The organism is Chloracidobacterium sp., assembly GCA_016715795.1.
Taxonomy (GTDB): domain Bacteria; phylum Acidobacteriota; class Blastocatellia; order Pyrinomonadales; family Pyrinomonadaceae; genus OLB17.
The window spans coordinates 708,454-728,564 of the sequence record JADJXP010000001.1 but is presented as its reverse complement, the minus strand read 5'-3'; the positions used below and the strand labels follow the sequence as shown (position 1 = coordinate 728,564).

Annotated in this window: 21 protein-coding genes and 1 tRNA gene; 14 read left to right on the top strand and 8 right to left on the bottom strand. The window is 54.6% G+C overall.

Annotation, left to right across the window (positions count from 1 at the left end; genetic code table 11):
* Positions 1–162: 162 nt before the first annotated feature.
* Positions 163–1,317: a DUF2130 domain-containing protein gene (locus tag IPM59_03345; GenBank protein MBK9214622.1), complete on the top strand. Its 1,155-nt coding sequence runs from the start codon at positions 163–165 to the stop codon at positions 1,315–1,317.
* Positions 1,318–1,443: 126 nt separating this feature from the next.
* Here IPM59_03345 and IPM59_03340 read toward each other — a convergent pair whose 3' ends face one another.
* The 4 genes from IPM59_03340 to IPM59_03325 form a co-directional block, all read right to left on the bottom strand.
* Positions 1,444–2,985, bottom strand: coding sequence for a recombinase family protein (locus IPM59_03340; protein ID MBK9214621.1), 1,542 nt, complete (start codon positions 2,983–2,985; stop codon positions 1,444–1,446).
* Positions 2,986–3,211: 226 nt separating this feature from the next.
* Positions 3,212–3,571, bottom strand: coding sequence for a hypothetical protein (locus IPM59_03335; protein MBK9214620.1), 360 nt, complete (start codon positions 3,569–3,571; stop codon positions 3,212–3,214).
* A gap of 210 nt (positions 3,572–3,781) precedes the next feature.
* Positions 3,782–4,204 carry a helix-turn-helix transcriptional regulator gene (locus IPM59_03330; GenBank protein MBK9214619.1) on the bottom strand — a complete coding sequence of 141 codons (423 nt, stop codon included), beginning with the start codon at positions 4,202–4,204 and terminating at the stop codon, positions 3,782–3,784.
* Between the two features lie 252 nt (positions 4,205–4,456).
* The gene (locus IPM59_03325) at positions 4,457–5,059 is read right to left on the bottom strand and encodes a hypothetical protein (protein MBK9214618.1); all 603 of its coding nucleotides are present in this window, start codon (positions 5,057–5,059) and stop codon (positions 4,457–4,459) included.
* A 198-nt stretch (positions 5,060–5,257) separates the two neighbouring features.
* Between IPM59_03325 and IPM59_03320 the strand changes: the two genes are divergently transcribed.
* From IPM59_03320 to IPM59_03280, 9 genes are all read left to right on the top strand, one after another.
* Positions 5,258–5,476 carry a hypothetical protein gene (locus IPM59_03320; GenBank protein ID MBK9214617.1) on the top strand — a complete coding sequence of 73 codons (219 nt, stop codon included), beginning with the start codon at positions 5,258–5,260 and terminating at the stop codon, positions 5,474–5,476.
* 161 nt (positions 5,477–5,637) lie between these two features.
* The gene (locus IPM59_03315; GenBank protein ID MBK9214616.1) at positions 5,638–5,883 is read left to right on the top strand and encodes a hypothetical protein; all 246 of its coding nucleotides are present in this window, start codon (positions 5,638–5,640) and stop codon (positions 5,881–5,883) included.
* Between the two features lie 59 nt (positions 5,884–5,942).
* On the top strand, positions 5,943–6,455 hold the full coding sequence (locus tag IPM59_03310) for a hypothetical protein (GenBank protein MBK9214615.1): 513 nt from the start codon (positions 5,943–5,945) through the stop codon (positions 6,453–6,455).
* A 14-nt stretch (positions 6,456–6,469) separates the two neighbouring features.
* On the top strand, positions 6,470–7,426 hold the full coding sequence (locus IPM59_03305) for a hypothetical protein (protein MBK9214614.1): 957 nt from the start codon (positions 6,470–6,472) through the stop codon (positions 7,424–7,426).
* 2 nt (positions 7,427–7,428) lie between these two features.
* Complete coding sequence (locus IPM59_03300) at positions 7,429–8,271, top strand: ThiF family adenylyltransferase (GenBank protein MBK9214613.1); 843 nt, start codon at positions 7,429–7,431, stop codon at positions 8,269–8,271.
* A 23-nt stretch (positions 8,272–8,294) separates the two neighbouring features.
* Positions 8,295–8,666, top strand: coding sequence for a hypothetical protein (locus IPM59_03295; GenBank protein ID MBK9214612.1), 372 nt, complete (start codon positions 8,295–8,297; stop codon positions 8,664–8,666).
* 2 nt (positions 8,667–8,668) lie between these two features.
* The gene (locus IPM59_03290) at positions 8,669–9,364 is read left to right on the top strand and encodes a hypothetical protein (protein ID MBK9214611.1); all 696 of its coding nucleotides are present in this window, start codon (positions 8,669–8,671) and stop codon (positions 9,362–9,364) included.
* A 13-nt stretch (positions 9,365–9,377) separates the two neighbouring features.
* On the top strand, positions 9,378–12,374 hold the full coding sequence (locus IPM59_03285) for a type IV secretory system conjugative DNA transfer family protein (protein MBK9214610.1): 2,997 nt from the start codon (positions 9,378–9,380) through the stop codon (positions 12,372–12,374).
* Positions 12,371–13,306 carry a recombinase family protein gene (locus IPM59_03280; protein MBK9214609.1) on the top strand — a complete coding sequence of 312 codons (936 nt, stop codon included), beginning with the start codon at positions 12,371–12,373 and terminating at the stop codon, positions 13,304–13,306. Before IPM59_03285 ends, IPM59_03280 begins: the two co-directional genes overlap by 4 nt.
* A 79-nt stretch (positions 13,307–13,385) precedes the next feature.
* On the opposite strand, the gene IPM59_03275 is transcribed toward IPM59_03280, so the two are convergent.
* A tRNA-Asn gene (locus IPM59_03275) sits at positions 13,386–13,460 on the bottom strand.
* Positions 13,461–13,567: 107 nt separating this feature from the next.
* Between IPM59_03275 and IPM59_03270 the strand changes: the two genes are divergently transcribed.
* Both IPM59_03270 and guaA read left to right on the top strand, forming a co-directional pair.
* Complete coding sequence (locus tag IPM59_03270) at positions 13,568–14,002, top strand: DUF1801 domain-containing protein (GenBank protein ID MBK9214608.1); 435 nt, start codon at positions 13,568–13,570, stop codon at positions 14,000–14,002.
* A gap of 10 nt (positions 14,003–14,012) precedes the next feature.
* A complete protein-coding gene (guaA, locus tag IPM59_03265; GenBank protein MBK9214607.1) occupies positions 14,013–15,557 on the top strand; it encodes a glutamine-hydrolyzing GMP synthase in 1,545 nt (514 codons plus the stop codon).
* A gap of 10 nt (positions 15,558–15,567) precedes the next feature.
* Here the strand turns inward: guaA and xylF are convergent, their stop codons facing one another.
* From xylF to IPM59_03250, 3 genes are all read right to left on the bottom strand, one after another.
* Positions 15,568–16,605 carry a D-xylose ABC transporter substrate-binding protein gene (xylF, locus tag IPM59_03260; GenBank protein MBK9214606.1) on the bottom strand — a complete coding sequence of 346 codons (1,038 nt, stop codon included), beginning with the start codon at positions 16,603–16,605 and terminating at the stop codon, positions 15,568–15,570.
* A 36-nt stretch (positions 16,606–16,641) separates the two neighbouring features.
* Complete coding sequence (locus tag IPM59_03255) at positions 16,642–17,493, bottom strand: DUF3828 domain-containing protein (GenBank protein ID MBK9214605.1); 852 nt, start codon at positions 17,491–17,493, stop codon at positions 16,642–16,644.
* Between the two features lie 101 nt (positions 17,494–17,594).
* Positions 17,595–17,948, bottom strand: coding sequence for a hypothetical protein (locus tag IPM59_03250; protein ID MBK9214604.1), 354 nt, complete (start codon positions 17,946–17,948; stop codon positions 17,595–17,597).
* A 242-nt stretch (positions 17,949–18,190) separates the two neighbouring features.
* Here IPM59_03250 and IPM59_03245 point away from each other — a divergent pair, with 242 nt between their 5' ends.
* Both IPM59_03245 and IPM59_03240 read left to right on the top strand, forming a co-directional pair.
* Positions 18,191–18,805, top strand: a complete 615-nt coding sequence (locus tag IPM59_03245) for a TetR/AcrR family transcriptional regulator (GenBank protein MBK9214603.1) — start codon at positions 18,191–18,193, stop codon at positions 18,803–18,805.
* 7 nt (positions 18,806–18,812) lie between these two features.
* A complete protein-coding gene (locus IPM59_03240; GenBank protein MBK9214602.1) occupies positions 18,813–20,108 on the top strand; it encodes an efflux RND transporter periplasmic adaptor subunit in 1,296 nt (431 codons plus the stop codon).
* Positions 20,109–20,111: the final 3 nt, after the last annotated feature.

Genomic DNA, 20,111 nt, shown 5'->3' with positions numbered 1-20,111 from the left:
AAAATAAGTTCTTGATCCAATAAGAAATATTCTGTTCCGAAAATTCCAATCGGCCATAATTACTATTGTGTCAATAAGTTAGGTTTTGGCACGGCTAGTGCAATAGGAGACGAGATCAGTTTTAAGACTGAAAGGAATCAAATCTCAGGAGGCCCATTAGCTGTGAAAGAACAAAACATCAATTGCCCCAAGTGCGGTGAACCAATCGACGTAAGTGACGTGTTATCTCGACAAGTCGAGAGTCGGCTCGCGAAAGAATTCGAAGCCCGTCAGGCCGAACGCGAAAAGGAACTGGAGCGCGTTATCCGCGAGCGCCTTCAAAACGAGAATGACGCGGAGATATCTGCGATGAAGAACGAGCTCGCGGAAAAGTCAACCCGTCTACGTGAGCTGAATAAGACCAAGGCAGAGATCGAGCGGTTGCGCCGCGAGAAGGAAGATCTGCGCGAAGAAATTGCCCTTGAAAAGGAAATTGAGTTTAGCGAAAAACTCAAAACGGAGAAATCCAGGATACGGGGCACCGTGGAAGAAGAATATACGTTTAAACTACGAGAGCTTGAGAAGCAATTAGAGGACCAAAAGGAGCTTGCGGCCGAGATGAAGCGCAAGGCCGACCAAGGCTCGGTACAACTCCAAGGCGAAGTGCAGGAATTGGAGCTTGAACGGATACTGAGGGAACTCTACGTCTTCGACGAAATTACCGAAATTAAGAAGGGCCAGCGTGGAGCCGATACTCTGCAGTGTGTCCGAAACCCCTACGGTGCCGAATGCGGGAAAATTTACTACGAGAGTAAGCGGACAAAAAACTTTGATGCAAACTGGCTAAAGAAGCTTCGAGAAGACAACCAGGTGGTCACGGCCGACATTCTTGTCCTTGTGACTGCGGCTATGCCCGACGGCTGCGACGGTTATGTTTTTCAGGACGGAGTTTGGATTTGTAACTTCTGGCAGGTTCGAGGTCTTTCTATGGTCCTCCGGCATGGTCTCTTGGACGTCCATGCTCGGTTCCAAATCCAACAGGGCAAGGAGACCAAGGCTGAAATGCTATACGACTTTCTTACAAGCCAGGAGTTCAAGGGACAGTTTGAAGGCATCCTCGAAGGCTTCAAGTCAATACAGGATGGGTACTCTCGCGAGAAACTTCAAATGACAAAAATCTGGAAGGAGCGGGAGAAACAGCTCGACCGCATCCTGCTGAACGCTTCGGGATTTTATGGCTCTGTCCGGGGAATTGCCGGCCCCGCCATGCCTCAAGTCAATTTGCTTGAACCGGGCGATTCTGAACTCGGAGGATCAACCATCGCGTTGATGGAGTAAGATCACATAACCTACGAGCAGAGCTTGATAAAGTACGAGGACTTGCTATGATTACCCCGGCCCCGCCACAGAAGCATTAATCCAGCGGTACGAACGAGAATGAAGCCCCCGGCGATCAAATTAGGGTCAGCCCGGGGCTTTCTCGCGCTGACGTCCGCCTTGATTTTCGCGGAAGAATTTCAACAATTGGCTTAGTGATGCGGATAAAGTTCGAGATGTATCCCGAAACGGGCAACCACCCGGGCCGCTGTGTCGCTCGAACACCTTGTCAAAGGGAGAATTCAGCTTAATTGAGAGGGTTTTATCCTTTGCCGTAATGTTCGAGGTTACCGTTTTGACTAATTCCCGTTTTTCCTCATCATTCGCCGATTTGAAGCTTAGATAAGCGGATTTTGCCAGTTCGAGAAATTTCTTAAGTTCAGACATCACAAGGTCGTTGTCGTCCTCCAATGCCGCCAACTTCTCCCCGATCTCGATCCGCTCTCGGGTCAGGGAATTCTTCTTCAGGGCGTAGGTTTCACCATCGAAGACACCGTCCATGTAGGCGTCTGCCAGGCGATTCAGACGTGGAGCGATGAGCTCCGCCCTCATCGACAGTTCCCGCCTCATTTTCTCGAGCCGTTTTGGTTCGGTTTCTTGTAGTTTCAAGATCTCAACTTCGAAATACTGCAGCTCATCTTCCCCGAACTCGATCCTCTTTAGAACTTCGCAAAGCTGACCCTCGATCAGCTCTTCTCGCAGGGGCTTCTGGGCGCAATTTCTTGTGTGGCAGCGATAGTAGGCGTGACCCTTTTGGCGTTCGGCAATGAGCAGATTTTGGCAGTATCCGCATCGGACGCGGCGGCGATAAACAAAAAAGTGGTTCGTCGTTTTCTTTATCCTTTTGCCGTCGAGTACGTTCTGGACCTCGTCGAAAAGGGCCTTTGTTATAAGCGGTTTGTGTTGGCCAACAAAGACCTCTTTCATTGTGCTCACTTTCAGCAGTCCCATATAGAAGGGATTTCGTAGGCAGATATTAATACCATTCTTTGAGAGCTTGCCCCGGTTCCGGTTTCGAAGACCGAGTTCAAACATCTTTTCCGTCAGTGCATATAGACTGTACCTGCCGGTTGCGTAAAGCTCGAAAGCGCTCTTGATCAGCGGACCGGTAACGGGATCGATCTCTTTCGGTCGTGCGGAGCCCAAATTCAGGTATCCAGGCGGGGCAGGAAACGGAAACAGACCCTGTTTGATACGGCCGCGAATTCCTTTGATCGTCTCTTCCCTCAAGTTTCTAATGTAATCCGAAGCCACGACGGCCTGAATGTCAGCCGAAAGCCTTCCGCCACGCGAGTTTAGATCCAGACTCTCGTTGACGAAATGTACCTCTATCCCTAAATCGAGAAGTGACCCCAGCTCAGCCCAATCGCGAAGGTTCCGAGCACTGCGGTCGATCTTGTGTATGAGAACTCCGCGAGCCTGGCGTCGCTTCAGTGCTTTGACCATGTCTAAGAAGACCGGACGGCCGGTCTTGGCAGCGGTTTCGCGCTCTTCAAACCTCTTGACGATCTCAAGGTTCCAGGTCTTGGCGTAGCGGTCGATGGCCGCCGTTTGTTCTGTAAGAGATGTGCCTAGTTGCCCTTGTCTCTGCGTGGAAACCCGAACATAGGCAAAGTAGCCTTTTAACATCTATTGAGGGTTAGGAAGTGAAGAGCCGAGGCCGAACGGCCTGGCCTCATAAAATTAGCGGGCGCTCGTTTTTTTGTCAATGGGCCGCGACTTGCGGCGCTGGGAGATTCGCCAAACTTGGTGAACATACCGTTTCAAATTCGCCCTATCAGAAACAGCGGGTTCTTTCGAAACGATTCCGACCGTTTCGTTTCCTGGCGACCCCTCCGAATATCCCTTCTTGGTATCAGTCATCTGTCTTTTCCTTCCACGGTACGTTTCCAGATCGGGAGCCGATGTCCGCTAGGCCGCCGGTAATTGCGGTAAAAATATGGTCGTAATATCGACCTTCCCATTCGGTTTCTCCTCGGGTGTAACGTTTGAGATCAGGAAAAACCCCGACAAGGTAATCACGAGCGTTCGCTTTCGATGGCTTTCCCCGCTTGATCAGCATACGCCGAGACTCTACAGGGTCAAGCATCAGAAGCGGTCGTGAAGTCTTTGAGCAGAATTGCTTGGCGACCTCGTAGAGACTGCACAGAGCGGCTGAGCGCCGCTGTTGTTTATTTAGACGCGGCAGCGCGATCTTATGAATCGCATGCGCCACGACGAGGTTCGCGAGAATCGAGGTTAATGCTCGGTTGCGAGCACGGACCGATCGATACTGACGGAGTGTTTTGCCGGCATGAAAGTCGAGTTTTCCATGTCTAAAAACCGCGAAAGCAAGGCGATTTCGGCTTAGCGATAGGGATAAGATGTTTGGGTTGGTGGAAGACATAAAGGTGAGAAAAACTGATATAGAGTAGTGGTTAGCTTGTTACAAGCCCGCAAGGCGCTTCGCGAGCCTCGTCACGTGATCGCGCACGTGCGGAAAGTATTCGGCTGAACGCTCAGGATCGCGAAGAGCATCCTCGTAGCTGCAAACATTTATCCGAGCAAACAGGTCATGGCGCGCGTCCGTTGGTTGCATCCGTATGGAAAGAGCCTTTGTCGCCAGCTCGCGCCGAAAAGACTCATACTTGAGCGGAAAAAGCTTCTCGAGTCCACACCCATAGGCTATGGATAATTTGACCGCATTATCAAGGCTCGGCTCCGTCTCGCCGCGCTCGTATCGGGCGATCGTGTCAGGCGTCCGATGGCCGAGAAGCCACGCCGACTGCTTTCTTTCAAGTCCGGTTTTGCGTCGGGCTCGCCATAAGGCCGTATTCGGTTCTGATTTATTGCGTTTATTTATGGTCATGGGCATGGGGACAATCGCGAACGTCTGGTTTAGCGTAGTCCGAATCGGCTTTAGGCAACAGGGGTATTATTAAGACTGTTCGATTTGGATTTTTGAGACAGAAAAAGAGGTTTAGTTAAGCCGTTTTTTGATGGTGGGTGAGCAGTCAGTGCCCATTTCTGGGACCCAGGCTGACCGGTTACGATAGCGAGAAATCAAAATGCTGTCAAGAGCCGGCAACGGCGAGCCAGCGCCTGGTACTAGCTAGTAAGGCTAGAGTCTCGCCGGCTTGGTTCGAGCGATCGACTTCTTAAGGCCAGCTTTTGCAGCCGCCGCGAGGTAGAACTCGTCTTCGCCAATAGCACGGACATCCACCTTCAAGAAGCCACGTTTATCCGGGCCGTCAATGTACCGGCACTTGATAAAGTCGTTAAGAAACTCTTCACATGTTTCGTCAGACAGGTTTAGCTCCGAGGCGCACAGCTCTTTCCACTCCGTTAAAGCAATGTGTCCGTCATCGTTCAGCTCTTCGCGAGCCAGATATAAAGCGCGAATGGCTCGCGAATCGACGAGTGTTTCATCCTCGGAAAAGAGCGTGACTTTTTGACCATCGACCTTGAGCCAGATCTTGTTCCTATATTCGTGTTTTAGAATGTTCGTCAACGAAGTGGACGTGGCGGGTGGCAGATCGAGCCGGAAGTTCTTTTTTAACGAACGTCGAATATCGGTCTGATTCACGGGCAAACGACCCTCATGCGTCGCCCGCGCGACCTCTACGATAAACAGCCCGAGCCGCCGATCGCGCTCGCGATACGCTTTTTCAGTTCCAGATGTCGGCTCGTCCGGACGTGAATCCGGACGTTTACTTCTGCTCATAACTCTTCGGAAGGTCGAAGTTATAATGAATCCTCGAAAATTTAGCAAAATTTTCCGGAAATTTCCACTCAAGTTTCACATAAATTTAAACAGAAAGATGTAGACAATTCAGGTAATATGGAGTTATGATGGTTTGTAGTTTTATACAGCTGTGTCATTGATACAGCAATACAGTCTATCAACCACGAGGTGAAAAATATGAAACGCGGCAAAAAGATGTCACCTGACGAAGCGGTCGCTACACGTGATTTTGTGAAGGCCACGTACCTTTTAGATCCGGCGATGAAAGATAACCTACAGTTTATCGCTTTACACCGGAGGCAGGAACAGTCTGATCTTGTTCGGGAAGCCATCCGCAAACTTATTAAAGACGCGGGCTTGGATCCAACACGCTCGCCCCTCATCGATACGATTTAACTAAGACCTGGGCTTTGCGAACGACGATATATTGCAAGGCCCACTTTTATGCTTGCATTGTGCCATAATAATATGGTAAGACTGACAGTATAATATTGTGCTAAAGATTTAGCCGTATTATACGCGTTCACCCGCGGATATCACGAACAGGAGTAACGACCATGAAACAGATAATCATTTCCGTAGCCGGCACCGATGGCAGCCGCGAGTATAAGGACGTCCAGATCCTTCCGGGCACCAAGCCGCGCGACGTTCTCGCGCAGCTTAACCTGACGGGCTTTCAGCTCAACAGGCCGGAGGGCGGAGCGTTCGGTTTTAACGATGACCTTTACCAGGCTGTCAGCGATGGCCAAAAGGTTTTCGCGACAAAGTCCGACGTGGAGGCCGGCATACCGGTTTTCGTCTGACTGACACCTATCGCCCAGCGGGCGGCCGCACGCCGCCTGCTGGCATTTGTTTTTCCATCATGCCAACACTGATCACTCCATCTGCTCCGATCACGGTCAGGCCGACCGGCCCGGCGACAATAATAAGACCGTCGTCGGTTGTCACGATCACACCGTTAAACGTGATCCAGATCCGCCCGACGCCTATCGCGGCGACGATGGTCAGACCGGCCGCCGTGACGCCGGTCACGCCGGTCAGGGCCGAGACCGTGCAGCCTGCGCGGCGAGGGGCCTGGGATGAGCGCGGTTGGACGAGACGGCGGGACGGCGATCGCGAGGTCTATGAGGGTCATTATCAGGTGGGCGACCACAGATTCCGAGGGAGGATCGAGGTCGGCCGTCGAAGACGCATACAGGCTTACGTTTACAATCCGCCGCGCGAGATCCGCAGGCACCGGCATCACGCGTGCTTCCAACAGTTCGGCATCGGCACCGGCTGGTACATCCTTCATTGGCAGCGGTCACCGAGAAATGTCGATGAGGCGCTGCTCTATTTTGAACAAATCTTAGATGAGTCGATCAACAACAGATAAGGAGGTATATATAAATGTTCGACCAGATAAAGGACTTGCCTTCGAAGGCGGTCCGGATTTTTAAACCCGGTCAAGATATCGATGACGCGCGAGACACCTTAAAGACCGTCGAGCGCTCGCTCCTCAACGAATGGACCGAGGGCCTGAAGTACGCAACCGGCGCACCGAGCCTCGATCAGGCTCAAACCGAAAGCCTGCATACGGCAATCGAGAACTTGACCGAGTGCCACACCGCGATCAGGCGACTGGTCACCTCAAGGGTCCCGATCAGCCCGCAGACCGCGGCCGACATTGTGGCCACGCAGCTTGCCAATACAAAGCAGCTTGCCGTCAATGGTACGGCAAACTCCGATCGCGCGGCCAATATCACGACGAAAACGTTGAACCTTCTGTTCGCCGCGAGCCAGGAGCTGCACAGCAGGTTCGGTCTTAAAGGTCACGCTGCTATGACGGTCGGTCCGGGCCTGGTGCCGGAACCAGGTCCGACGAGGCGAACGGGAAGGCACGTCATGGAGCTGCCGTCGGCAATGATGTTCGAGCTCAGGCAGTCGTTGTTTCCCGCAGAACGGATGATCGTCGGTGCCGGTCGTCGATCGGACAATGTCGTGACGATCGAGGCCCTGTTTGACGTGACCGGCAACGCGAGCGCAGGCGGGGTCAAAGCTCACCCGGATCGCCTCGGTCAGGCACTGATCGCCATGTCGCAGAGCGGAACATACTTTGCGCTCTGGATCCACTCGCACCCGGGACGCGGCCCCGGCATGACGCATCCGAGCAGCATCGATCTCCGCCAGCACGCGGACTGGCTTAAGAATTATTCACCGGATCTTGTGTCCGCGATCATGGTCGAGGACCGGTATTTCCGTTTTTGGGGAACCGCCTTGGAGGCTGGAGCGATGGCGGTCTCGATCACGGGCGACGGCGTGGCGTCGGTCACGGCCGATGAGCATGTTTACAAGCTGGAGGTATAGCTGTGGACAACTACACCGAACCAGCAAAGGTCGTTCCAGAGGGGGCATTTCCCGTACACCTGCAGACCGAGCCAGAACCGATCGAGATGGTTCACGCTGATCGTTTCGTTCCCGCACCGCCTCCCGCGCTCGGCCTTTTTGCCCGGCACGAAGGCGTGCCCGCACATCACCAGGAACTGCTGGGCAAGGCGCGTGTACTCGGCGTCGGTGCCGGCGGGCTCAATAGCATTACCCTGATCGGAATGGCGCGAAGCGGGTGCCGGACGATCACGATCACCGACGAGGACCGCGTCGATCAGTCGAATCTGTCCAGACAGTTCTTCTTTGCTGAGGATCTCGGAAAGCGGAAAGGCAAGCGTCTCGCTCATCATGTCGCGGCGCACGCCATCGATGGCGCAGACATTACGGGTATCGGTCTGCCCTTCGAAGCCGCGGTCGAGAAATACCCGCTCCCGGCCGACTTGATCATCGCCGGCGTCGACAACAATGCCTGTCGCCTGCATGTCGTGCGCGAAGCTCGTAAGCGAGGCATCCCGGCGATCTTTTCTATGCTGAGTCTCAATGGTATGCGGGGCCATGTCTTTCTTCAGGATGCATCGCCGTTGGCGCCATGCCTGTGGTGCGCGTTGCCGAACCTCGACCCCGAACGTATCACGCCATGCGCATCGGCGGTCGTATCCAGCTGTTTCATGATGGCGGCATTCACGATCTTTTTTGCCCACCGGGCGCTCATGGGCTGGGGAACGATGAAGCCTTTTAACTGGCGGGAGGCCGATCTCTCCGGAGTTGCCCCGGACCGTATCGGGAACGTTGAGAGGAGGCCCCAGTGTCCGGTCTGCTCGTGAACGGCGAGAATCGGGGGTGACAAATGCACATGGGCACATTCGGCAAGAAATCGATAATTTTTGCTGAGAACCTCGCGGGCCCTTTCGACTGGTCATACGATGACCGGGGCGGCTACGAGGCGTTTGAAGGACGTTTTCTGATCTATGACCGCTCGGGAATCGTCCAGGATTATGTTCGCGGCCGCATCGCTTTCCGGGATCCACCAACGGCTGAGGTGTATCTCTACGATCCGCCCGTCTACATCGCCAAGCATCGCCACGGCCGATGCATTCAGCTTCTTGAGCCTGCCAGTAAGTGGTTCAAGCTGCACTTTGAAAAGCCGGCGACGACTTTTGGCGACGCGTACACATTTGTGGAGCACATGCTTACCGAGGCATTCAACCTCACGCACTAACGATGGATAGCGGCTCGTCATCACTGCTTGCATGCCTCTCGCTGATCTTCTGGCTTGTTCTCATCGCGCTCGGCTTGTCATGGATCGGCCGTCATGTGATGCCGCGCAATCCGCTCATCAGGCGATCGATCAGAGCAATGCTCCGGCTGATCTTTATCACGCCTTTTCGCACCGTCGGCCGGATCGGTAGATGGTTCGTGAACGCAGTGCGCGACACGCGACCGGACTATCGCCGGCACCAGCTGTTTTTCGAGAGGTATCCGGTGTCGCCGCTTGAGCTCTACGGTGTCATCGAGGACGTCTTTGCTCGCCGACAGATCATCGGTATCAACGTTTCGCGGGTCTCGCGTCTTGAATGGCATCTACTGTCAACACGTCGCACATATCTGCTCATTCGCTTTCGAGACGCCGTCTGCTTTATCAGCGCGGTTCCGGTGGGCACCGGATTGCTCGTGTCGTGGCGGTATGCCGCGATGCCGTCGCGATTTTCTATGATCCTGTTCGAAATACCGTACTTCGGCTTCATCGTGGAGCGGACGATCGCACCGCCGACCTTTTACCGCACGGATATGTACGACGCTCTCGAACAGGCGATCAGGGGTTGCGTGGTTGAGGCTACCAACGTACTAGCGCAGCGCGGTGTGCGCCCGCTGCATCCGGCCGAGCAAAGGCCGCTGCTGCGCGAGTTCTATAGATGATGGAGTTTGACCGTTGGACTACGTCGATCAACAACACGCCCGAAATTGGGCGAATGCGTTTTCATCCTGGGAAAGGCCTTGCCGTGGCTGGACGCTTTGGGATGTCGCTGTCGAGCTTGAGCCGCCCTGTTCCCGAATAAATCCAGCCCCTTCCGAACAGTACCCTGTCACGGACGACGCAAGGACACGCGGCGGCATTCGCGGTCTTGTGATCCGTAATCGTGTCAGTACCGGCATTCCAGTTGCTGTTGGAACTGGAAACGCTCCGATCCCGGCACTCCCGACCGCGAGACCCGATCGATATTACCGGACCGGTGATGTCGGCGAACTGCATCTGCAGTTGCCCGGCGAGCTGGACGTCACCCCGGTGGTCAGCGAGCAACTGCTGCTCTCGCTCGGTCACTTCCGCGACCCTGTCTCGTATGAGATCTATGGCGACCGGGATGCGATCTCGGTCCAGCTCGCGTGCTCTGGCGCCTTCGTGTCACATCTCACGACGCAGTGGAAGACGATCGTACCAGCGGTCACGATCACCCGTCGCGACGGATTCTTGAAGAAACAGTTCGAGGGGCGACACCCGTCCGTCATTGCGGATTTTGCGTTATCCGGCAGTTTTCTGCTTCCCCTTCGGGGATTTCGCACCTTCAATCCCGATCCTCTGAATGGCCTTGTCAGCTCGCTCGTTCCGCTCACGGGCGATGATCGCGCGGCATTTCAGGTTCTGTTCGTTCCGACCAGATTTGCGTGGAGCCAGACGCTACAAGCGATCCAGTCCGATCCGGAGCAGCGGAAGCTGCTAGCAGAAATGAATCCGGCCTATGTCGGAGCGATCAAGGAAAAGCTCGCGACGCCTTTGAATGCCGTCACCATCCGGTTGATGGTTCAATCGGGTACAACCGATCGCGCCTGGGAATTGATCCGTCAGATCGGCGGCAGCCTCAGGCAGTTCAGTCATCCGCAAAGCAATGAACTCATCGCTCTCGGTTCCGACGGATATCCGGCAAACAATCACCGCTTATCGTTTTTCTCGAGGACCAATTATAGGAGCGGCTTTCTGATAAACACGTCCGAGCTCGCGTCACTCGTTCATTTGCCGTGCTCATCGATAAGAGCCGACAAGCTGGTTCGGTCGGCGTCGAAAACCAAGCGTATACCGCGCCTCGCGGAAGGCAACGCGGTTCTCCTCGGCGAAAACATCCACGACGGACAGACACGGCCCGCGACGTTGTCCGATGAGCAGCGCTCGCGACATGTGCACATCGTCGGAAGCACGGGGTCAGGCAAGTCAACCTTGCTCTTGAACCTCATAAGACAGGACGTCGAAGCGGGCAAAGGGGTTTGTGTGCTCGATCCCGCGGGTGATCTTGTGGACGCGGTTTGCGCATCGGTTCCGGACTCAAGACTCGACGATGTACTTCTGTTCGACCCGTCCGACACTGAGTTTCCGATCGGCTTCAACGTTCTCCAGGCACACAGCGACCTCGAAAAGACGCTTATCGCCTCGGACCTTGTGGCGGCCTTTCGGCGAATGGCCACGAGCTGGGGCGATGTGATGGATGCGACGCTTGCGAACGGCGTATTGGCCCTCCTCGAAAGCAGCCGGGGCGGCACCCTCATTGATCTCAAGCGTTTCCTTGTTGAAAAGCAGTTCAGAGAAGACTTTCTACTGTCGGTCGAGGATGAGGCCGTTCGGTACTTCTGGATGCATGAGTTTCCGCTTGTCTCCAGGAAGCCGCAGGCATCGATCCTGATCAGGCTCGATGCGTTCCTCCGCCAGAAGCTCATTCGGAATATCGTCTGTCAAAAAGAAAACAAATTGGATTTCCGATCGATGATGGACAACAGCAAGATCCTCTTGTTCAAACTTGCGCAGGGCACGATAGGACTCGAAAACGCACACCTGCTGGGCACGCTGATCGTGACCAAGCTGCACCAGATCGCGCTGAGCCGACAGGAAACCACAAACCGGCCGTTCTTTGCCATCTATCTCGATGAGTTTCACAACTTCGTTGGCCCGAGTATCGAGCCAATCTTATCGGGGATACGCAAGTACAATGTCGGCCTGCATCTAAGTCATCAAGAATTCCGCCAGCTTCAGAGCAGGAGTCAAGAGGTTGCGGCGAGCGTGATATCCAATTGCTACACGCGGATCTGCTTCCGATTGGGAGATTCCGACGCCGACCGGTTCGGCGGAGGTTTCTCGTACTTCGACGCGGCGGATCTCCAGAATCTCGGCATTGGCGAAGCCATCGGTCGGATAGAAAGATCCGATAACGATTTCAACCTCAAAACTATCAAGCCGCCAACTATGGCCGACGCCGTTCCTGAAACAAAGAAGGCTGAGCTGGTGCAACGCTCACGCGACCGCTTTGCAGTCGCTAAGTGCGTCGCCGAAGCTGAAGCGGCGAGCGGGCGAATGGTTCCGTCGAGACAGCCCCCGCCGAAACCTGAGCGCGAAGTATCCCCGATAGAGACGGATGGAGCCCCTGATCGCAATATGCCCGGTGTCGAGACCGGCGAACATCAATATCTGCAGCGGATAGTGAAGCGGATCGCTGAGAAATATGACTTTATTGCAACGCTTGAAAAGCAGGTGCTTGGCGGTATTGGCCGGATCGATGTAGCTCTCGAGAATGGAAGCCTAAAAGTGGCTTGCGAGATCGCCGTTACAAACACGGTTCCGTATGAGGTACAGAGTATCCAGAAATGCACTAGCTCCGGATATGAAAAGGTCATCGTCCTATCTCCCGATGAACGGCACCTGCGCGAGATCGAGAAGGCCGCGCGCGAGACTATCGATGGAAGCAACATCGATCGCATCGCATTCCTGAAGCCCGAAAATTTTCACCTCTACCTCGAACGCCTTTGTGCTGATCTCGATATTGTTCGATCGCCGGATAAGGTCAGGGGCTATACGGTCGTTACTTCCTATGCCGACGCGCCGCCTTCCGCCGTCGAGCAGATAAACGACGCGATCGTCGAAATTCTAACGGAGGGACACGCGGAGTGAACGAGAAGGATGTAGTTCGATCGCGAGGCGGCGTTGCTCCGTTTGGCTATCGCTGGCACGAGGGCAAGCTCGAAATCGATGAGAGCGAGGCGCCGGTGCGACGTCTCATCTATGATCTTTTTCTAAAGCACCGTCGAAAGAAGACGGTAGCGAAACTTCTGAACGATCTCGGCTATCGGACCCGAAACAAGGCGAAATTCTCCGACACGGCGATCGATCGACTGTTAAGAGATAAAACTGCAAAGGGCACACGAGACGAGGGCGGTCTTCAGATCGAGGTCGAGCCGATTGTCTCGACCGATATCTGGGATCGTGCTAATCGTTTGCTCGGCGTCCGTGAGAACAAGCCGTCGGCGAATGTCTTCGTCGGGCGCTTGGCTTGTGCGTGCGGCGGTTCGATGAGCGTCCCTTCGAACTCAAACAAATATGTATGCGGTCGATGCCGCTCAAAGATTCCAGCCGATGATCTGGAAAACGTTTTCACTTCGCAGATCGGTCGCATGAACTTCGGCGCACAGGTGTTTGAAGATCGATGGCCTTCGCTCTCAAACGAGAAAAAACGCTTGGTAGTGGAACACCTATGTGAAAAAATCGTGGTCGCACGCGAATCGATATCGATACGATTCGCGTGCGACCCTTCCTTATTTAAAGCGCCAACACTTGAGCAACGTTCGGAACCCGGCAACGAAACCCCGCACGAACCTAATATCGACTCCGGAGATTCATCGGATATCGTCGAGCCATTGTTGAGTGAGGCGGAAGCCTCGCGGTTCCTTGGGATCTCCAAAATGACCCTTCTTCGCAAACGAAATGCAGGGCTTATCGGCTTCTTCCGGGTCGGCATTCGCGTTCTTTATTCGAAAGAAAAGCATTTGTTGCCGTACCTCGCGAAATGCGAGGTCCAGGGGCAACGTTTAGGATCGCAAAGGTAACCCCCGCTTGCGTTAGGTAATTTCGTAGGTAAATAACAAAAGCCCGTCAAACGTTGACGGGCTAAGTTATTATAAATATTGGCTCCGCAGGTAAGACTCGAACTTACAACCCTTCGGTTAACAGCCGAATGCTCTGCCATTGAGCTACTGCGGAATAATGGCACACCTCATTTTGAGGCGAATAACAAGATTAGAAAGTTGTGTCTGCGTTGTCAAGTATTTGGCTGTTTCGGCGCCTGTCGTTTAGAATCGTGACATCAAATGGCAAAAGCGGAGCTTAAGACCAGACCGACAAAGGCAAGCGTCGAGACATTTCTAAAAGGCGTCGCCGACGAACAACAGCGGATCGACGCTCGAAAAGTGGTCGAGATGATGAGACGTCTCTCGGGCGAGGAGCCCGTAATGTGGGGCCCCGCAATCATCGGATTCGGCTCGCAAATGCTGAAGTATGCCACGGGCCGCGAGCTTGAATGGCCAAGGACCGCATTTAGCCCGCGAAAGGGTAACTTGTCGCTCTATGTTCTCGCCGGAAGGCCGGTCGAGGCAAAGCTGCTCAAGAAACTCGGCCCTCATAAGGCGGGCGTTAGCTGCCTCGTCATTAAACGTCTCGCCGATGTCAACGAGAATGTCCTCGAAAGGCTCATCAAGGAGTCGTTAGAACCAGTCAACTCCGTTTCCCGACGGTCGGCGAAATAGTAAAAGACCCTTGCAGCACGAACTCATTCTCATCCTCGACTTCGGCTCACAGTACACCCAACTGATCGCACGGCGTGTGCGCGAGCAAGGTGTTTACTGCGAGATACATCCCTTCCACATGCCTGCGGATTCGATCGCCGCGAAGAACCCCAAAGGTGTGATCATGTCGGGCGGGCCGTCGAGTGTTTCGGACGAGGATGCACCGCGGGTCGAGGCGGGATTTTATGATAAGGTCAGAGCGCCAATTCTGGGCATCTGCTATGGGATGCAGCTCGTGGCTGTCGACCTAGGCGGCAGGAGCGCTCCCGCGGCACGGCGTGAGTACGGCCATGCGACGCTCAAGGTCTTAAGCGGGGCGACGCGATTGTTTCGCGAATTGCCATTCGAGCTCGACGTGTGGATGAGTCACGGTGATCACGTCACGGAGCTTCCGGTCGGTTTTGAGGTCACGGCAACGACGGGCGAGGTCGTCACGGCCATGGAAAGCTCCGAACGCGATATCTATTGTGTTCAGTTTCATCCTGAGGTTGCCCATACGCCGCTAGGCAAAGAGATCCTAAGAAATTTCTTGTTTGAAACTTGTCATTGCAGGGGTGATTGGACACCGGCAGGCTTTATCGCTGAAGCGATCGAGCGCATTCGCAGTATCGTCGGTCCGACCGGAAACGTGGTGTGCGGTTTGTCCGGCGGTGTCGATTCGACCGTCGCCGGTGTGTTGGTGCACGAGGCCATCGGCCCGAGACAGACGTGTATCTTTGTCAACAACGGCCTATTGCGGCATCGGGAATTTGAGGACACGCTTTCGGTTTACAGGGAGAATCTTCATCTCAACGTTGTCGGCGTGGACGCATCGCAGGATTTCTATTCGGTCCTTTCCGGCGTTAGCGATCCGGAGCAGAAGCGAAAAGCCATTGGAGCAACATTCATTGATGTTTTCCAGGCCGAGGCTGAGAAGATCGGCGATGTAAAGTGGCTCGTCCAGGGCACGCTTTACCCTGACGTGATCGAATCGGTCAGCCCACGTGGGACGTCGGTAACGATCAAAACACATCACAACGTGGGCGGCCTGCCCGATAAGATGCAGCTCAAGTTGATCGAACCTCTAAGGGAACTGTTTAAGGATGAGGTCCGCAATATCGGCCGAGATCTCGGTATCCCCGAGATGATCCTCGAACGGCATCCTTTTCCCGGGCCAGGCCTGGCAGTGAGGATACTCGGCGACATTACTACCGAGAAAGTTGAACTGCTGCAGCAGGCCGACCGCATCTTTATCGAAGAGCTGAAAACGTCCGGCCTCTATAGCGAAGTATGGCAAGCCTTTGCGGTATTGCTGCCGATACAATCGGTCGGGGTCATGGGCGATTTTCGCACCTACGAGAAAACCGTCGCCCTCCGGGCCGTCACCTCGACAGACGGGATGACTGCCGACTGGGCAAGGCTCCCGCATGAGTTTCTCGCGAAGGTCTCGTCACGTATCACGTCAGAGGTGCGTGGTGTAAACCGTGTCGTTTACGACATCTCGTCAAAGCCACCCAGCACGATCGAGTGGGAATAAATTCGCCAGATCAGTTTTCCTTGTAGATCTTTTCGCGGTCCTGAAATCCGTCCTTGACGACCGTTGTATCGATGTTGTTCTTATCGACGGGTATCGGCTCAATGAGTATCGAGGGAACTTCGATGCGGCCGTTGTTGACGGTGCGGGTCGTGTTAAGCTTTTCTTTTCTTGCAAGAGCTATGGCGGCTTCAACAGCAGCAGGAGCTAGCCGTGAGATCGGCTTGTAGACGGTCATCGCTTGCGTGCCTCTGACGATGCGCTGCAAGGCGGCAAGTTCAGCGTCCTGGCCTGATACGAGGACTTTGCCGGCGAGGCCTTGGGCGTTCAGTGCCTCGATGACGCCGCCCGCAGTCCCATCATTTGAGACCACCATCGCATCAATCTTGTTATTGTTCTGCGTTAGCGCATTCTCGGCGTGCTTGAGGGCCTCCTCAGCAAGCCACTCCTTGGCCCACTGATCGGCAACAACCTTAATGTCGCCGCGGTCAATCGCTGCTTGAAGGATGTTTAATTGGCCTTTTCGCAGCAACAGTGAGTTGTTGTCCGTCGGGGCTCCGCCGATCAACACATAATTGCCTTTCGGCATCTTTTCGAAGAGATATTCTGCCTGTAATTCGCCGACCCGTTCATTATCGAATGAAACGTAAAGGTCCGGCTCACTGTTCTTCACGAGCCTGTCATATGAAACGACCGGCACGCCCTGTTTGCGGGCCATCTCGACCATCGCACCCGCGACTTCTGCGTTGTGCGGGACGATAACCAGCACATCGATACCCTGCGTCAACAGGCTCTCGACCTGCTTCATCTGCGCTTCGTCATTGCCGTCAGCAGTTTGGAGCAGCACCTCAGCACCGAGTTCTGCGGCACGTTGCAGGAAAAGGTCGCGATCCTTTTGCCAGCGCTCCTGTTTTAAGGCATCCATCGCGAAGCCGATCCGAACCTTCTTCGCCGACGGCCCGTCCGACGTAACCGTCGCCGGACCGCAGCCCAAACTGCATGTCACCGCCATCAGGAGCACGAAGAGGACCAGGAGTTTGATATGCTTCATAAACTTCGGAGCGAGCCGGGAATCGCCGTAATCATACTAATTCGCTCGTCGAACCGGAAACGTCTTGCCGTCCGCGCGATAGAATGTACCCGAGTTATAGTTCTCATCGTCGAACTCAAAGCTGTTGCCGTCATCGGAATCAAAGGCGTTGCCGCTCCTGAAAACAAACACTTCGCTGCCGCGTCCCTTTGCCCAACGGACTTCGAAAGCCATCCGAATTGGCCTTACCGTGCAGGTCGTGTCACCGACGCGAAAGGTTCCCTCAAACTCACCGGCAACGTTTTTGACCGTGGGCGCGTTGGTCTTGGTCTCGCCCTTCCCGTAAGTTTGTCGATACAGCCCCATCAACGAGTTTCCGTTCTGGTACCTAACGTCATCGATCTTCCAGACGCCGCCTGTCGATCTAAGGAGGAAGGTTACGCGCTTCTTCTCGCCATAGTTCGTGAATGTCGCAACGACCGTCGCCGAATCACCGCTGACCTCAGCCGAACCAACGGAAAAGCCTTTCTTCTCAACGTCCTGGGCATCATATAGCGCGTCAAAGTCTATAGCCCCGATCTCAGTCGTGGCGTTCATTGAATCCTTCCAGATCATATCGGCGAGCGGTTTTGTGAAGAACCGATCGACAAGACCTCGGTCGCGCGTCTGAAAGAAGGGGCTGCGGCCCGTATCGTGATCCTTGTATAGGTCTGAGACCAAGGCTTGAGCCGACCCGGCCCGGTCTTGGCCCTCGTCGCCACCTTCCGGTGACGGTTCTGTTACGTTCGAGTTAGTATTTGTATTGGTCCACTCGGTATTTGTCGGCTTGTTGTTCAGTTTATCTGCAAGGGAACAACCCAGGCATGCGAGGCAAAGCAGGGCGGCCGGGACAAAGAGATCGTTCTTCATATACCTTGAATGCGTAGAGTAAAGGAAAAAGGCGACAAAAGTAAAACAAAAAGCGGGACCGATGACGGCCCCGCCCTTCAAAATCTGCCTGGTCCCATGCCCTATTTGCGCCCTCGCAGTATCAGGCCCAGTACGAGCCCAACAGCAGCCGAGATCAGGATCGTCTGGCCCGGTTTCTGGCGGGCAAATTCCTTCGCATCCTCGACCAATTCACGCGGGTCCTTGCTCGAAAGGTCCTTTATCTTGTCGCCGGCCTGCGTAAATTTCTCGCTGGCGTAGTCATAGGCCTTCGACGCCGTGTCCTGTATCTTCTGTCCGTATTCCTGTGCCTGCATCTTGAGATCTCCTAAAAACTCGTCCTGACCGGCCTTGCCGTCAACGGGCTCGTTTACCGTCATCAAACCCTGCTCCAGTTCCTTCTCTGCCTTTTTGACCTCTGCTTCAAACTCCGACATTGCTGATCTCTGTCCTCCAAGGTGAAAATGCGTCCGGGACTCTCTGATGAGAGTTAGCCGCCAATTGGTTGTAACGAAAAATGCAACCATTATGTTCGCGAATTCGTTCTCGGTCACAATTGGAGTGCCGCGGTTGACATAATAACCGCGCAGATGCGAATCTTTGTTGATGGAGTTAGTAAGCACTTACTAAGTATAGAGAATTGACCCGGGACGCTTTCACATGTGAACACACTGGCCGAATGAAGGGCGACGCCCGACGTGAGCAGATATTGATGACCGCTGTCCATCTCTTCTCACAACGCGGCTTTGATGGTACGACCACAAAAGAGATCGCCAAGGCCGCCGGTGTATCCGAGGCGATGGTCTTTCGGCATTTTGCCAATAAAGAGGAACTCTACGGCGCGATACTGCACACCAAAGGCTGCCAGGAAGGCGTAAGGCGTTTTCCGTGGGAGGAAAACGCGAAGCTGCAAAAGGCGATCAAGAGCGATGACGATTTTGCAGTCTTCTATCACATCGCTCTCGACGCAATGAATAAGCACCACGCCGATGAGGCATTCATGCGTCTGTTATTTTACTCGGCGCTAGAGGAGCACGATCTAGCTCAGCGCTTCTTTGATGAATTTGTCATAGAAGTCTACAAGTTCATCGGCGGATATATCTCGCGTCGGCAACGTGACAAGGCATTTAGGAAGGTGAATCCGCGGATCGTCGTGCGGGCGTTTATAGGGATGCTCATACATCATTCCATTAACAACATCCTCTGGGACAAGAGCCGAACGATCTTGAAGGTATCGAACGAGACAGCGGCGAAGAACTTTGCCGAGATTCTTCTGAATGGCATTAGGGCGTAGGAACAAGATGATCACGAAGAAACAGTTTGCAGTACTCGGCTGGATCGTGGCGGCGGGCTTGGGGGCGTCCTGCAGTTCGCGCAACTCAACCGGCAGCAATTCCGCCAACAATCAGCCGACGATCGTCGATATCACAACGGCCCAGGCCGTCACACGGCAGATACCGACGTACTTTGAAGCTACGGGCAATCTTGCAGGTGATGCGCAGACTGATGTTGCGCCGGTCATTGGCGGTAAGATCGTTGAGGTCAATTTCGATGTCGGGAGCTATGTCGAGAAGGGCAGCGTCCTGGTGCGCCTTGACGATCGTGACGCGCGGCTGCGGCTCGAACAGGCCGAGGCTCAGGTCGTGCAGCAGCGACGGGCCGTTGACACCGCGACGGCCACACTCAGGCAAGCGCAGGTGCGGCTTGGCCTGAAGGACGGTGAGACGTTCGATATCGAAACATTCTCGCAGGTAAAATCGACGCGGGCGAATCTCGTTCTTGCCGAGAAAGAACTCGCTCGGGCAGAGCGGCTGTTTGCTACGGAGGACGTATCGCGATCGTTCCTTGACCAGCGACGGGCGCAGCGTGACGCCTTGATCGGCCAGCTTGATGAGGCCCGCTCCAACGCCGCCGTAGCTGTTAGGGCGATCAACTCGGCTGAGGCACAGGTCGCCGCAGCTCGCTCGGGCATTGCAACAGCCGAAACGCAGGTAGATCAGGCACGAAAAGCACTCACCGACACGGCCATTCGGGCTCCGATCAGCGGCTATATTGCCGAACGCGTGGCCGATCTGGGCGAATTCATTACGCCCAACGCACCAAACACAAAGGTTGCGACCATTGTCCGGACAAGCACCCTGCGGCTCAAGATAGACGTTCCTGAACAATCTATCGGCAAGGTGGAGACAGGACAGGGTATTTCGCTCCAGGTCAGTGCTTATCCGGATCGAAACTTTTTAGGAACAGTTGCCCGGATCCTGCCAAGCCTTAATGCCACCGCTCGAACGCTAACGGTAGAGGCTGAGGTGCCGAACGGCGAGGGCCTGCTCAAACCGGGCCAATTTGCGACCGTAAGGATCGCTCAGTCAAAGGGTGAGAATGCCGTTATGGTTCCGGCCGCAGCCGTCAGAACGGAGGGCGACCTTAGCCGTGTATTTGTCGTAAAAGATGGGGCGGCGAGGGAGCAGCTTGTCCAGACAGGCATCCTCGAAGGGGACATGCTCCAGATCAAGCAAGGCATTGCGGAGGGCGACGTGATCGCAACTAGTGCGATTGGCGAATTATCGGACGGCGTCCTGGTCCGACAGGTAAATTGACGT